14 protein-coding genes are annotated in these 13,691 nt (G+C 65.1%); 4 read left to right on the top strand and 10 right to left on the bottom strand.

The window, feature by feature from the left end:
- Positions 1 to 9: 9 nt before the first annotated feature.
- Genes JN280_RS36925 through JN280_RS36905 form a run of 5 tightly spaced genes read right to left on the bottom strand, consistent with a single transcriptional unit; the run spans position 10 to position 4,263 of the window.
- On the bottom strand, positions 10 to 981 hold the full coding sequence (locus tag JN280_RS36925) for a 5-oxoprolinase subunit C family protein (RefSeq protein ID WP_202309122.1): 972 nt from the start codon (positions 979 to 981) through the stop codon (positions 10 to 12).
- A complete protein-coding gene (locus JN280_RS36920) occupies positions 971 to 1,846 on the bottom strand; it encodes a 5-oxoprolinase subunit B family protein (protein ID WP_202309121.1) in 876 nt (291 codons plus the stop codon). Before JN280_RS36920 ends, JN280_RS36925 begins: the two co-directional genes overlap by 11 nt.
- Complete coding sequence (locus tag JN280_RS36915; protein WP_202309120.1) at positions 1,846 to 3,228, bottom strand: acetyl-CoA carboxylase biotin carboxylase subunit; 1,383 nt, start codon at positions 3,226 to 3,228, stop codon at positions 1,846 to 1,848. The genes JN280_RS36920 and JN280_RS36915 overlap by 1 nt, the downstream gene beginning before the upstream one ends.
- On the bottom strand, positions 3,225 to 3,467 hold the full coding sequence (locus JN280_RS36910; protein ID WP_202309119.1) for an acetyl-CoA carboxylase: 243 nt from the start codon (positions 3,465 to 3,467) through the stop codon (positions 3,225 to 3,227). Before JN280_RS36910 ends, JN280_RS36915 begins: the two co-directional genes overlap by 4 nt.
- 4 nt (positions 3,468 to 3,471) lie before the next feature.
- On the bottom strand, positions 3,472 to 4,263 hold the full coding sequence (locus tag JN280_RS36905) for a 5-oxoprolinase subunit PxpA (protein WP_202309118.1): 792 nt from the start codon (positions 4,261 to 4,263) through the stop codon (positions 3,472 to 3,474).
- A gap of 283 nt (positions 4,264 to 4,546) precedes the next feature.
- Between JN280_RS36905 and JN280_RS36900 the strand changes: the two genes are divergently transcribed.
- Positions 4,547 to 5,452: a LysR family transcriptional regulator gene (locus tag JN280_RS36900; protein ID WP_202309117.1), complete on the top strand. Its 906-nt coding sequence runs from the start codon at positions 4,547 to 4,549 to the stop codon at positions 5,450 to 5,452.
- A gap of 51 nt (positions 5,453 to 5,503) precedes the next feature.
- Here the strand turns inward: JN280_RS36900 and JN280_RS36895 are convergent, their stop codons facing one another.
- The 5 genes from JN280_RS36895 to JN280_RS36875 form a co-directional block, all read right to left on the bottom strand.
- Positions 5,504 to 5,956, bottom strand: coding sequence for a DUF2442 domain-containing protein (locus tag JN280_RS36895; protein ID WP_202309116.1), 453 nt, complete (start codon positions 5,954 to 5,956; stop codon positions 5,504 to 5,506).
- On the bottom strand, positions 5,949 to 6,176 hold the full coding sequence (locus JN280_RS36890) for a DUF4160 domain-containing protein (RefSeq protein WP_202309115.1): 228 nt from the start codon (positions 6,174 to 6,176) through the stop codon (positions 5,949 to 5,951). Before JN280_RS36890 ends, JN280_RS36895 begins: the two co-directional genes overlap by 8 nt.
- A gap of 118 nt (positions 6,177 to 6,294) precedes the next feature.
- Entirely contained in the window at positions 6,295 to 6,783 is a 489-nt protein-coding gene (locus JN280_RS36885; RefSeq protein ID WP_202309114.1) for a GAF domain-containing protein, read from the bottom strand.
- Positions 6,784 to 6,787: 4 nt separating this feature from the next.
- Positions 6,788 to 7,900, bottom strand: a complete 1,113-nt coding sequence (locus JN280_RS36880) for a M24 family metallopeptidase (RefSeq protein WP_202309113.1) — start codon at positions 7,898 to 7,900, stop codon at positions 6,788 to 6,790.
- Positions 7,897 to 8,673, bottom strand: coding sequence for a GntR family transcriptional regulator (locus tag JN280_RS36875; protein WP_202309112.1), 777 nt, complete (start codon positions 8,671 to 8,673; stop codon positions 7,897 to 7,899). Before JN280_RS36875 ends, JN280_RS36880 begins: the two co-directional genes overlap by 4 nt.
- A 188-nt stretch (positions 8,674 to 8,861) precedes the next feature.
- On the opposite strand from JN280_RS36875, the gene JN280_RS36870 reads away from it, so the two are divergent.
- From JN280_RS36870 to JN280_RS36860, 3 genes are all read left to right on the top strand, one after another.
- Positions 8,862 to 9,860: a sugar ABC transporter substrate-binding protein gene (locus JN280_RS36870; RefSeq protein WP_202309111.1), complete on the top strand. Its 999-nt coding sequence runs from the start codon at positions 8,862 to 8,864 to the stop codon at positions 9,858 to 9,860.
- Between the two features lie 71 nt (positions 9,861 to 9,931).
- Positions 9,932 to 11,953 (top strand): hydantoinase/oxoprolinase family protein, encoded by a 2,022-nt coding sequence (locus tag JN280_RS36865; RefSeq protein WP_202309110.1) that lies wholly within the window; start codon positions 9,932 to 9,934, stop codon positions 11,951 to 11,953.
- A gap of 2 nt (positions 11,954 to 11,955) precedes the next feature.
- Positions 11,956 to 13,671 carry a hydantoinase B/oxoprolinase family protein gene (locus tag JN280_RS36860; RefSeq protein WP_202309109.1) on the top strand — a complete coding sequence of 572 codons (1,716 nt, stop codon included), beginning with the start codon at positions 11,956 to 11,958 and terminating at the stop codon, positions 13,669 to 13,671.
- Positions 13,672 to 13,691 lie beyond the last annotated feature (20 nt).

The raw sequence follows: 13,691 nt of genomic DNA, 5'->3' as shown, positions 1-13,691 counted from the left end.
CCCGCTGTGCTACGCGAGCGCGCCGCGGATGCGCTCGATCAGACCGGCGCGTTCGGCCCGCGCCGCCAATGCCTCCTCCATGCCGACCTTGACGAAGCGCGTCGGCGTGTTGGGTTGAAGCTGGCCGATCAGATCCATGTCGGCGGCGATCACGGTACCCACCATGAAGTAGCCGCCGCCCGACACCGCATCGCGATGGAGCACGATCGGTTCGGTGCCGCCCGGCACCTGGATGGAGCCGTAGGGATAACAGCTGTCGACGATGTTCGACGGATCGGAGCCCGCTCCGAAGGGCTGCTCGCGCTCGACGAACGTCAGCGGCTTGCCGCCCCGGAAACGGTAGCCCATGCGGTCGGCCTCGGGCGCGACCTTCCAGGCGTCGTCGAAAAAGGCAGCCTGCGATTCTTCAGTGATCCGATGCCAGTAGAGGCCGGGCAGTACCCGAAGCTCGGCGGGCATGCCCGGACGGCGGCGCAGTGCTTCCGGCACGGTCCGCCCCGAGCGGACATTGCCGGCCTCGCCGATCGGCAACTCGTCGCCCGCCGCGATGGCGCGGCCCTTGAAGCCGCCGAGCGCGCCGATCGGATAGGTCGAGCGGCTGCCGAGTGCCACGGGCACGTCGATGCCGCCGGAAAACGCGATGTAGATGCGAGCGCCCTGCTGCAGGAAACCGAAGCCGAGCACCTGGCCCGCCTTGACCGGCACTGCCGTCCAGGACGGCTGCTCGGCCCCGTCGAGGGTGATCGGCATCTCGGCGCCGGTCACTGCGATCACGCCGTCGGCGGTGAATTCGAGCTCCGGTCCGATGAACACGGCCTCCAGCCCGGCCGCGCCCTCGTCATTGCCGACCAGCAGGTTCGCCGCCTTGAGCGCAAGGCGGTCCATGGCGCCGCCGAGCGGAATGCCGAGATGGAAGTAGCCGGGCCGCCCGAGATCCTGGACCGTGGTCGACAGGCCTGGATTGATGACTTTAACGGCCATTGAGAGTGCCCTCCAGCCTGGCGTTGTAGCCGTCCGTGTCCTTGTGGAATTCGTTGAGGTCGAAGGTCACCTCCCTGATCAGCGGCTCGAAGCGGCCGGCTGCCACGTCGTCGAGCGTCCGGTCGTAGTCGTCGCGCCCGATCGGCTTGAACTTGACGATGTCTCCGGGGCGGAAGAACACCATGAAGTCCCGGAGGTAGCTGGTCTTCTGCTCGGGATCGAAGATGGGCATCGGGGTGATGCCGAACATCTGGTAGCCGCCGGCGCCGCGCACCGAATAGATGCAGGAGAAGCAGCCGCCATGCCCGATCGTATGTTTCGGCGTGTCGGTGCGGGGCCTCAGGTATTTCGGCACCTGGAGCTGCCGCGGCCGATCGACCATCTGGTACATGAAGGGCAGGCCGGCGACGAAGCCGACCATGGAGACGAACCAGGGCGCGCCGCTGTGGGCGGCGACGAATTCGTCGACGCCGGCAAGCCCGTTGACGCGCGCCGCATATTCGAGATCGGTGGCGGCCGGGTCCTGGTGGCGCTCGCGGAAGCGCATCAGCGTTTCATGCGTCCACGGATCGCGGTAGAAAACCGGGATCTCGATGATGCGGGTGTGGATGACGGGATCGGTCCTCGCCGCCGCTTCCTCGATCGCCTGGACCTCGCGCAGCATGTCGTCCGGCTTGATCCGGTCGGGGTCGAACTTGATCTGGAACGAGGCGTTGGCCGGGCAGATCTCGGCGACCCCGGCGATTGCGGCGTCGCGGATCGCATTGGTCATCGACAGGCTGTTGAAGAAGGCTTCGAGCGACATGCTCTCGTCGCATTCGACGAAGAGGTGCTCGTCGCCTCCGAAACTGTAGCGGTTTTTCATCAAGCCACCTCCTTGTCGCCGCTCCTCGTGGCGAATGCGGTTTCGAGCCAACCTTCGAGAAAGCGTGTGTGGAAGCCCCCGCCCGCGACGTCGGCGTCCGCCGCCAGCGCCACGTGCAGCGGAATGGTCGTCGGGATGCCCTGGATATCGAGCTTCCCCAGCGCCGTGCGCAGCCGGGACAGGCAGTCGGCGCGATCGGCGCCGTGCACGATCAGTTTGCCGAGCAGGGAATCGTAGAAGGGCGGTACCGCATAGCCGCCATAAAGCAGCGTATCGAAGCGGATGCCGTGGCCTTCCGGCACGCTCAGCTTCTCGACGGTGCCCGGCCACGGCATGAAGTCGCGGAACGGGTCCTCGGCATTGATCCGGCATTCGATCGCGTGGCCTGAGATCGCGACATCTTCCTGCCGCACCGACAGCGGCGCGCCGCCGGCGATGCGCAGCATCTCCTGGACGAGGTCGATCCCGGTGACCATCTCGGTGACGGGGTGCTCGACCTGGATGCGCGTGTTGACCTCGATGAAATAGAAGGCGCCCGCGGCCTCGTCATAGAGATATTCGACCGTGCCGGCCCCGCTGTAGCCCACCGCCTTGGCGAGCGCGACCGCGCTGGCGCAGAGCTTGTCGCGCAGCGAAGGTGTCAGGCCGAAGGCCGGCGCCTCTTCCCAGACCTTCTGACGGCGGCGCTGCAGCGAGCATTCACGCTCGAAGCAGTGGACGAAGTTCCTGCCGTCGCCGAGGATCTGCACCTCGACATGGCGTGCCCGCTCGATGACCTTCTCTATATAGAGCCCGCCGTCGCCGAAGGCGGCTGCGGCTTCAGCGGAAGCTTGCGGGAACTGGCGCTCGAATTCCTCCATGTCCGCGACGATTCGGATGCCGCGTCCGCCGCCGCCGGCAGCGGCCTTGATCATGACGGGAAAGCCGATGCGCTCCACGATCGCCCTGGCCTCGCCGGCATCGGCCACCCGGCCGTCGCTGCCCGGCACGGTCGGCACGCCGGCTTCCTTGGCGACCTTGCGCGCCGCGACCTTGTCGCCGAGCAGGCGGATCGCCTCGGCCGTCGGGCCGACGAACACCATGCCGGCCGCGGTCACCGCTTCCGCGAAGTCCGCATTCTCGGACAGGAAGCCGTAGCCAGGATGGACGGCGTCCACCGCCTTGGCCTTTGCTGCGGCAAGCACGGCTTCGACATTGAGGTAGGACTTCCTGGCGGCAGGAGCGCCGATCTCGACGGCCTCGTCGGCCAGCCGCACGGCCAGCGAATCCGCATCGGCCTGGCTGTAGACCTGGACCGTATGCAGGCCGAGCGCCTTGGCCGCCCGGATGATGCGAACGGCGATCTCACCCCTGTTGGCGATGAGGACGGAGCGGATGGTCATGACCCGAGCTCCGCCAGCACCTGGCCGGCCATGACCGCATCACCGTCGTCGACCAGGAACTGAACGCCGTTGCCCGAGACGCCGGCCTTGACCTCGTGGAACGACTTCATCACCTCGACCAGGCCGATCACGTCGGCAGCCGCCACCGCGTCGCCGTCGTTCTTGAACGGCGCGCTGTCGGGCGAGGGCCGGCGGTAGAAGACACCTGGCAGCGGCGATTTGATCTGGACCGGGCTCATTCGGCTATCCCCTTGCATTCGTGATCGGAAGTTCTGACACCGGCGCGATGCGGATGCCGTTCGCGGTCAGCGCGGCGCGCATGGCGGTCGCGATCTCCAGGCTGCCGGGCGTGTCGGAGTGGAAACAGATCGACTCGAATGCGATGTCGATATCGTCACCCTCGACGGTCCGCACCTTGCCCTCGACGCAGGCGCGCACCACCTTGTCGGCGACGGCTTTCGGGTCGAGGCGGCCGACGCGCCGCGTGAACACGATCGAGCCGGAACGGTCGTAGTCGCGGTCGGCGTAGAATTCGCGGATGACAGGCTGACCCGCCTCGGCGGCGATGCGATACGTCGCCGACACGCCCATGCAGAACAGATAAGCGTTGGGCGCCACAACGCGCAGCGTGCCGACGAAGCTGCGCGACATCTCCTCATTCGCGGCAAGCTCCATGTACAGTGCGCCATGCGGCTTCACATGCTGCAGGTTGGAGCCGTAGCGCCTCGTGAATTCACGCAGCGCGCCGATCTGGTAGACGATGTCGTTCACGATCTCGTCATTGGTGCCGCCGATCCTGCGCCGGCCGAAGCCCTGCAAGTCGCGATAGCCGGGATGGGCACCGATACCGACGCCGTACTGGGTAGCGAGCCGCACTGTGGCGTCCATCAGGTTCGGATCGCCCGCATGGAAGCCTGCGGCGATGTTGGCCGAACTGATCAGACCCATCAGCTTGGTGTCCTCGGCGTCGGCGAGACGCCACTGGCCGAAGCCTTCGCCCATGTCGCAATTGATGTCGACGACCGTCAACGGCACGCACAACCTCCTCACCCTGTCGGTTCGACCCCTCGCCCGGACCTTTGTTGTGGGAAGGCTAGCTTCCTTTGGGGTCCTTGGAAAATTCTATTCTTTGAAGGGAAGTTTCTAATTTTCAGATGGCGATAGATCTGAGGCTTGAGCCGGAATCGATTGAGAAATCCGTTCCGGTAGGCTTTGCCGGTGGCTGATATTTCGGCACTGCAGCGATCAGGAAATCATCAGCATTGAATTTTACCATGAAAGCTGCATGTTATTATCAAAAATTCAGAAGGGGAATGCGATGTCGATCAGCCTTCGGCAGATCCGCTATTTCGTTGCCACGGCCGAGCAGGGACAGATCTCCCAGGCGGCCGTCGACCTCGGCATCTCGCAATCGGCGGTCACCACGGCAATCAAGGACCTCGAGCAGATCGTCGGTTTCGACCTCTTCAACCGCTCGGCCCAGGGCATGGAACTGACCGTGGCGGGGCGCCAGTTCCTGTTCCATGCCTATGACATACTGAACAAGGTCAACGAGGCGACCAACCTCCTGCTGCCGGCCAATGATTTCGCGGGCAAGCTCACCGTCGCCGCCACCTACACGGTCATCGGCTACTTCCTGCCCAACCATCTCGGCCGGCTGAAGCGAGCCTGGCCCAATCTCGACATCCAGCTCTTCGAGCTCAATCGCGAGGCGATAGAGGAGGGACTGCTTGCCAATCGTTACGACATTGCGGTCCTGCTCACGTCGAATGTCCTCAATCCCGATCTCTCCACCGAGACATTGCTGTCGTCGCGGCGGCGGCTGTGGGCGGCGGCGCGACACCCGCTCCTGTCGCGTCATGCCGTCGGTCTCAAGGAGATCGCCGAGGAGCCCTACATCATGCTGACCGTGGACGAGGCCGCGCACACATCGCTCAAATACTGGAGCCAGACCGCCTACCGCCCGAACGTGATCCTGCGCACCTCGTCGGTCGAGGCCGTGCGCTCGCTGGTCGCCGACGGGCAAGGCGTCGCGATCCTTTCCGACATGGTGCTTCGGCCCTGGTCGCTGGAGGGCAAGCGCATCGAGACGATCGTGCCGACCGACCCGATCCCGGCCATGGATGTCGGCCTCGCCTGGCGGCGCAACACCCAGTTCACGCCTGCCATGGAAGCGTTCCGCTCCTATTTCCACCAGGCCTTCTCGCTGCCGTTCAATCGGTGACCGGCCGGCAGCCATCTCTCTGGTTTTCGCCCAGATCCAAAGAACCTGGGATCACTTGGCCTCGTGATGTTCGGCCAGATAGCGTGCTGCCAGCGCGATATTCGAGGGGATCGGTCTTACCCCCCTGAATTGCGCGATCAGCCGGCGCGACACATCGAGTTGTGCGGCCATGCCGTCCAGCGTGAGATCGAGTTGATCCATGATCCGTCGGAATTCTGCATTGTCCATTCCGATAGGGGGGAGACGCTCGATCCATTCGGCAGAGAGTTCTATGCCTTCATCCCACTCGAGCGCCGTGCCGTCCTCGTTGACCCGGACGGTCTGAAAAAGGTCGTCGTCTTTGCGCAAGGGAATGAACACGCGATGGCTCAGGATCACGGGAGCGAGATCGACTGTGGCGACCTCACCATTGCGCCATGTCACGTGAACGCGGCGCCTGCCGTCGATTGCCGCTGCGGCGATGCGGGGAAGTGGGCGGCCGACACGGATGACCTGGTCAGCCATTGAGGCGTTTCCACTCATGATTGAGCTCCTCTATATGCGCTTTGGCCCATTCGACCGCGGTGTTGAAATCACGACCGCGGAGTTCGCCGCGGATTATGGCAAGGTCGGCGATGGAGACCAGAGCTTGATACTCGGGCGTCACGACATGGAAATGCGGCGGGTTGTGATCATCGGCAAAGATCTGGATTCTTAAGTTTCCGATTTGCGCGATGGTCGGCAAGTCGACATCCCCTTGTCGCTTGCCTGAATTTAGTGCGCAGTGTGCACCAAATCAATGAAATAGTGCGCGAGGCGCACTATTTCTGCGTTGATCGAGTTGGTCGCGCTTCAGAACTTCCTCAACGAAATGCCACACGACGATGTCCGGCGTCGCGGGCAAGCACGGCGAGGCCCGCAAGCGGGGCCTGTTCGCCGATCGCCTTGACGGCCTCGGGACTGAAATGCCCCCGGCCGGCCATGACGTTCAGGATGCCGATGGCCTCGCCAGCGATCACGATCGGCAGGTTGAGCAACGATCCATAGCCCATCTCGACATATTCGACGAAGTCGGGCAGCCATTGCCTGATCTCCTCGCCGTCATTGGCCACCACTGCTTCCTTCGCCGTGAAAAGCTTGCGAAACCACGCGTCGTCGTGGACGATGTCGGCATCGCCCAACGGATACTGATCGTGGTTGGACGAGTAGAGCCGGATGAGCCGATCGCCCGCGTCGTTCGGCGCCAGCACGGTCAGGAGGTCGAAGCCCGGCTTCTCCTTGAGGCGCTGCGCCAGGAGATCGTAGAGCGCTGCGGGTCCGCTGGCGGCGAGGTCGGCGAGATGTTGTGTCACGACGTCAGCCCACCAGTGTCAGCCTGCGTTCATAGCCGGTCAGCGACACAGCACCTTCCGCCGTGATCAGGACATCGTCCTCGATACGCACGCCCACGTCTCCGTCGCGATAGAGACCGGGCTCGATGGTGATCACCATGCCGGGCTCGAGCTGCTGCATGTTGCCGACCATCACGTGGGGCGCCTCGTGAACATCCAGTCCGAGGCCATGGCCGGTCTTATGCACGATCAGGTCGGCGAAGCCCGCAGCGCGCATCCGTGCCGCCACGGCCCTATCCAGCGCATCGAGCGTCACGCTGGGCGCCGCGGTCTGGCGGCCGACCTCGTTCGCCGCGCGGACGGCCTCGTAGATGTCGGCATGCTCCGGCGAAACATGTTCGACGAAGACGGTGCGGGTGATGTCGGCGGCGTAGCCTCCCCAGGCCGCGCCGTAATCGATCAGCAGCGCGTCGCCCGGCCTGAGCTTGCGATCCGCCTGCGGCGTGCCGTGCGGATCGGCGGCCGCCGCGCCGGCGAGAACGATCGGCTCGAAGGCCGGACCGTCGGCGCCATGCTCCAGCATCGCCATCACCAGCGTCTGGCGAACTTCCGCTTCGCTCTGTCCGGCGCGGACCTTGGCGAGCGTATCGGCGAGCGCCTTCTCGCTGATGGCGATCGCCTGGTGCATCGCCTCGATCTCGGCGGTGTCCTTGCGCAGCCGCATGCGGGCCACCGCAGCTTGGGCGTCGATCACCGTGCCGTCGCCGAATGCCTTGCTGATCGCCTCGCTTTCGAAGACGCGCATGCGCTGGCCTTCCACGCCGATCCGCTTCGGCGCGATCTGGCCGGCAAGTTGCCGGAAGGCGTCGTCGTAACCGTCCGAATCCTGCCAGAACACCGTGTCGACGTCGGGCGCCATCGCCTGCCAGCGTGAGCGCTCGAGAACGGGAATGACGGCATGTTTCGCCCCGTCGGCCTTCACGAACAGCACGGTGGGGCGCTCCATCAGATGGAAATGGACGCCGGTCAGGAAATAGAAATTGGCGCCGGGAACGATCGCCGCGGCGTCTAGTCCCTCGGCGTTCATCGCCTCGATAAGCCGGCCGAGCCGGGTTTCGATCACTGTCCTGTCGATCATTGTGCCTGCTTCCAATTGCTGTCCAGGGAGAACTTCAATCCGACCTTGGGTTCCAGCGAACGCTGCACGACCCGTAGCTCGGAAAGCACGTGCTTGCCCATCAGCGCATCGGCCTGCTCGGGCTCACCCCGCTCGATCGCCTCGACGATCGCGGCGTGCTCGGCAAGGCAGGTCTCGCGTTCTGCCGTGCCGAAGATCGGGTAGAAGTGAAGGCGATGCATGCGTCGGCCGTAGTCGAGCGAAAGCCGGTAGAATTTCCCAAGGAACTCGTTGCCGCTGGCTACCGAGATTGCCCGATGAAAGGCCAGATCGGCGGCATCGATGGCGTCGATGTCGGTCCCGGCGACAGCCTCGGCATAACCTTCCTGGCGTTTCCGGATCCCGGCGAGCGCGGCGTCTGTCCGCATCTCGGCCGCCAGGCGGACGATCGCCCGCGACAGGAGCATCAGCGTGTCCATATATTCATGGGCATTACTCATCGTGTGCGGCGTCACGATGGCGCTGCGGCTCGGCAGGAACGTCACCAGGTCTTCGCGCTGCAGCATCAGCAGCGCCTCGCGGATCGGCGTCCGCGACAGGCCGTAGCGCTCGGCGAGTGCTACTTCGTCGAGCGCGCTGCCGGGCCGGATCTTCAGCGAAAGTATGTCCTCGCGCATGTCCTCATAGACGGCGGTCGAGCCGCGCTCGCGCCGTCGTCCCATCGCTTCCTCGCCGTTCCCCGCCTGTGTTCTGGTGCCGGCGCGTCGGCCGCGCCGGCCTGTCGGCTTGTCCAAGGTCGTCTCCCCATTCATGGCGCTCCGAGGGCGCTCTTGTCGCGACAGGCTTAGGCGGGGCCGCAAGAAATCACAATTGCCGCCACTCAAAAAATACCTGTTGCATAAACTTTGTATTATGGATTACGGTCAATCGTCCAGAGGGAAAGGCCGATAAATGTCGGCAGGGATCGAACAGGGAGGTTCTCATGCATCGTAAGGTGAAGCTTTTGCTCGCCTCCGTGGCGCTGGCGCTCGGAGGTTTTTCGGGAGCCTCGGCGCTGGCCGAGGACTTCAAGGTCGCGTTCTTCGCCTCCTCGGCGCAGAACGGCTTCAACCAGGCCGTCTATGAAGGCGTCGTCGCCAAGGCCAAGGAAATGGGCGTCGAGACATCGATCTATGACGGTCAGTTCGATGCCGCGCTTCAGTACAGCCAGATCGAGGACGTGCTCGCCGGCAACCAGTTCGACGGATTCGTGGTGGTGCCCAACGACACCGTCGGCATCGCGGGCGCGGTCGAGCAGGTCGGCGCCGCGGGCAAGCCGCTGGTGACGGCGTTGTTCCCGATCGGTCCGGATCTGGCGAGGCTCGAGCCGCAGGTTCCGGGCGTCACCGCGACCGTCGCGAGCCCGCCTGCCGAGGGCGCCAAGGTGCAGGCCGAGGACGTGGTGAAGTTCTGCGAGGGCAAGGATCCCTGCAACGTCGTGATCATCATCGGGCAGAAGATCTACCCCTTCGACAATCTGCGGCAGGAGGCCTACCTGTCGGTGCTCGGCGCCCATCCCAACATCAAGGTGGTGGCGTCAGGCGAGGGCAACTACGATCCCGACAAGTCGCTGACCGTCATGCAGGACATCCTGCAGGCCAACAAGGATATCGATGTCGTCCTGTCCAATGCGGACCAGCACCTGGTCGGCGTCGAGATCGCGTTGCGCAATGCCGGCTATGATGTTTCTGGTCTCTATCTTTCCGGCGGCGGCGCGTCTTCGATCGCGGTCGAGGCGATCCGCGAAGGCCGCTGGGATGCCACGCTCGCCTACTTTCCGGTCACCATGGGCAAGCTCGCCCTCGAGGCGGTGGTCAAGAAGCTGAAGGGCGAGGACGTATCCGTCGCCGTCGACATGGACAAGGTCGGCCCGCTGCCGGCCCTTGTCACCAAGGCCGTGCTCGACCAGCACCCCGACTTCAAGGGCGAGTGGGCGCAGTAGGGCCCGATGCCCGACGGGAGGCGGCGTTGCTGCCTCCCCAACAAGCTTCAACAACAATCCGGAGTCTTGCCGTGAAGGGTTATCGCGTATCCGCGGACATTGGCGGAACGTTCACCGATCTTGTCTTTCAGGATGCCGAGACCGGGCGCTGCGACGCGTACAAGGTTCTCTCGACGCCCAGGAACCCCGCCCTTGCGGTGATCGATGGGTTGGACAAGGCGTTGCCGCGGGGCGCCGGCGTCGCCTTCTTCGTCCACGGCACGACGGTCGGGCTCAACGCCGTGCTCACCCGGCGCGGCGCCAGGGTCGCGCTGCTCACCACGAAGAACTATCGCGACGTCTACACCATCCAGGGCAACGACCGCGGCGAGATCTTCTCCATCCATTGGCGCAAGCCGAAGCCGTTGGCCACGATCCCCGACACATTCACGGTGAATGAAAGGGTGAGCGCGAAGGGCGCCATCGAGATTCCGCTCGATGTCGCCGAACTCGATCATCTGGTCGCGGCGGTCAAGGAGCGAGGCTACGAGGCGATCGCCATCTGCTTCCTGTTCGCCTTCAAGAACCCTGCCCATGAACTGGCGGCCGAGGACTATCTGCGACAGCGCCTGCCCGGTATCTCGATCACGCTGTCGCACCGCGTCTCGCCGGAATGGCGGGAATATGCGCGCACCTCGACCACCGTCATGGACGCCTACGCCGCGCCCGTCGTGCGGCGCTATCTCGACACGCTGGTCGCCCAGCTCTCGGGCAGGCTGCCGGAAGGCGGTCAGCTTCATGTGATGGAATCGAATGGCGGCGCCATGACCGCTTCCGCCGCCTCCGAGATACCGCTGCAGACGCTCCTGTCCGGGCCGGTGGGCGGCACGATCGGCGGGCGCACGCTCTCCGAGATGACGGGGCGGCCCAACCTGATCTGCGTCGACATGGGCGGCACCTCCTTCGACGCCAGCCTGATCATCGACGGCAAGCCGTCGACCTCCAACGAGGCCGAACTCGAAGGCCTGCCGATCCAGATGTCCGTGGTCGACATCCATGTGATCGGCGCGGGCGGCGGTTCGATCGCCTGGGAGGAGGCCGGCGCCGTTCGCGTCGGCCCGCAGTCGGCGGGCTCGCTGCCCGGGCCGGCCTGCTATGGCCGCGGCGGCACCGAGCCGACAGTTTCGGATGCCAATCTGGTGCTCGGCCGCCTGGATTCGGCGAACTTCGCCGGCGGCACGATGACGCTCGACGTCGCCAGGGCGCGCGAGGCGGTCGCCCGTCTCGGCGATCGCTTCGGCCTTTCGACCGAAGCGATGGCGCAGGGCATCATCGACATCATCAACGCCAAGATGGCCGATGCCATCCGCACCATCACCATCCGCCGGGGCATCGATCCGCGCGATTTCGCGCTGGTCGCCTATGGCGGCGCCGGCCCCGCCCAGGCCGTCGCGCTCGCCGAGCAACTCGACATCGGTGAGGTCATCGTGCCGGTCATGCCCGGCGCCTTCTCCGCTTGGGGCATGCTGCAGACCGACGTCCGCCACGACTTCAAGATGACCTATTACGGCTACTGGGATCAGGTCGATCCGACCGACCTCGAGCTGCGATTTGCCGGACTTGAGGGCGATGGCCGCGACTATCTGCGCAGGGAGGGGCTGAAGGACGAGGACATCTCCTTCGAACGGCTCGCCGATTTCCGCTATCATGGCCAGGAGTATGTGCTGACCATCCCGATCCCTGAAGGTGCGATCGACATGGCTGCAGTGCGTCGCTCCTTCGACGAGGCCTATGACAGGCAATATGGCCACTCGAGCCCCGACTATCGTGTCGAGGTCGCCAATCTTCGTGTCGCCGCCCTCGGCCGCCTGAAGCGGCCTGCAATCGCCGACCCGCTGGTCTCGTCGGAGGGACCAGCGCGCAGCCGCAAGGTCTATTTCGGCGGCAGGGAGCACGACACGGCGATCGTCGAGCGATCGGGAATTCCGACCGGCGGCGTTGTCGCCGGTCCGGCCATCATCGAGGAGGCGACCGCCACGACCTTGGTTCCGGACAACTGGCAGGCCGAGGTGATCGCCGGCGGCCACATGACGCTGAAGCGCAAGGAGGCTTGACCATGGCGACCGCTGCCGCCGATCCGATCACGACCGAAGTCGTCCGCAACTTCGTGATCTCCTGCGCCCAGGACATGAACGCCGCGCTTTGGCGTTCCGCCTTCTCGGCCATCATCTATGAGGGCCGCGACAGCGCCGTCGCCCTGCTCGACGACAAAGGCAACATGCTCGGCCAGTCGACGGGCGTGCCGCTCTTCGTCGGCGCCATCGACGCCTGCGTGAAGCTGGTGCTGGAGCGCTATCGTGAGGACATGCATCCCGGCGACATCTTCGTCCTCAACGATTCCTATCTGCAGGGCACGCATCTTCACGACGTCACGGCAATTGGCCCACTCTTCCACAAGGGCGAGTTGGTCGGCTTCGGCGCCGCGCGCGCCCATTGGCAGGACATCGGCGCCATCGACCCCGGCTCGACCATGGGGTCGACCTCGATCTATCACGAGGGCATCCGGCTCGGACCGACGCGCATCGTCTCCAAATTCAAGCCGATCCCGGAATGGTTCGATCTGCTCACCCGCAATACGCGGCTGAAGGAGATGACTCTTGGCGATCTCAACGCCCAGATCACCGCGATCCGCACCGGCGAGCGCAGGCTCGGCCAGGTTCTCGACCGCATCGGCCCGGATGTCTACCGCGCGGCCTGCGCCAACATCTTCGAGCAGGCCCGGCTTCTCGACCGCCAGGCGATCGCGGCGCTGAAGGACGGCACCTATTCCCGCGAGGGCTGGCTCGACAATGACGGCGTCGGCAGCGAGCCGGTGAAGGTGGCGCTGACCCTCACTATCGACGGCGAGCGCATGATCATCGATCTCGAGGGGTCGTCGGGGCCGGTCGAGGGCTCGATCAACTGCGGCGCGGTGCAGACGGTGTCCATGCTGCGTCTTGCCTACAAGACCATGATCAATCCCGAACGCGCCATCACCGGCGGCTCCTTCTCGACCATGGAGGTGAGGATCCCCGACAACTGCCTGTTCAACGCCAGGGAGCCGGCGGCCTGCGAATGGTATTTCACCGGGCTCGGACTGCTGGCCGACCTCATGATCTCCTGCCTTAGCCAGTCGATGCCCGAGAAGGCGACCGCTGCCCACTACGGCGATTCCATGGTGGCCGCCTTCTTCGACATGGATCCGGACAAGGGCCAGTGGATCTCGGTCGAGCCGACCGCCGGCGGCTGGGGCGGCACGGTCGGCTCCGACGGCGAGAGCGCGCTGATCAATCTTTGCAACGGCGGCTTCCGCAACATCCCGGCCGAGGTTTACGAGACCAAGTTCCCGGTGCGTGTCGAGGAGTTCTCGCTTCGCCGCGATTCCGGCGGCGTCGGCCGCTGGCGCGGCGGCTGCGGCGTGGTGCGCAGCTACCGGCTGCTCGACGATTGTTACGGAGCGCTGTGGTTCGAGCGGTCGAAGACGCCCGGCTGGGGCCTTGCCGGCGGCAGCGACGGCGCGGGTCCGTCGAACGAGATCGTCTATCCCGACGGCAGGACCGAGACGCCGCTCAAGATGCGGGCTCGTCGTTTCCCCAAGGGCACGCTGTTCGTGACCCGCACGGGCGGCGGCGGCGGCTACGGCAATCCCAAGGCGCGTCCGGTCGAGGAAGTGCGCCTCGACGTGGTCAGCGGGCTCGTCTCCGCGGAGGAGGCATTGGCCCGCTATGGTGTAGCCTTCAACGCCGATCTCAGCGTGGATCCGGCCCGCACCGAAGCGCGCCAACCTGGCTGAGCGCCAGGCGGGAAGGTGGC

The organism is Mesorhizobium sp. L-8-10 (genome assembly GCF_016756635.1).
In the GTDB taxonomy this organism is placed as follows: domain Bacteria; phylum Pseudomonadota; class Alphaproteobacteria; order Rhizobiales; family Rhizobiaceae.
The sequence above is the reverse complement of the archived record's forward strand: the minus strand, read 5'-3'. Positions and strand labels throughout refer to the sequence as shown.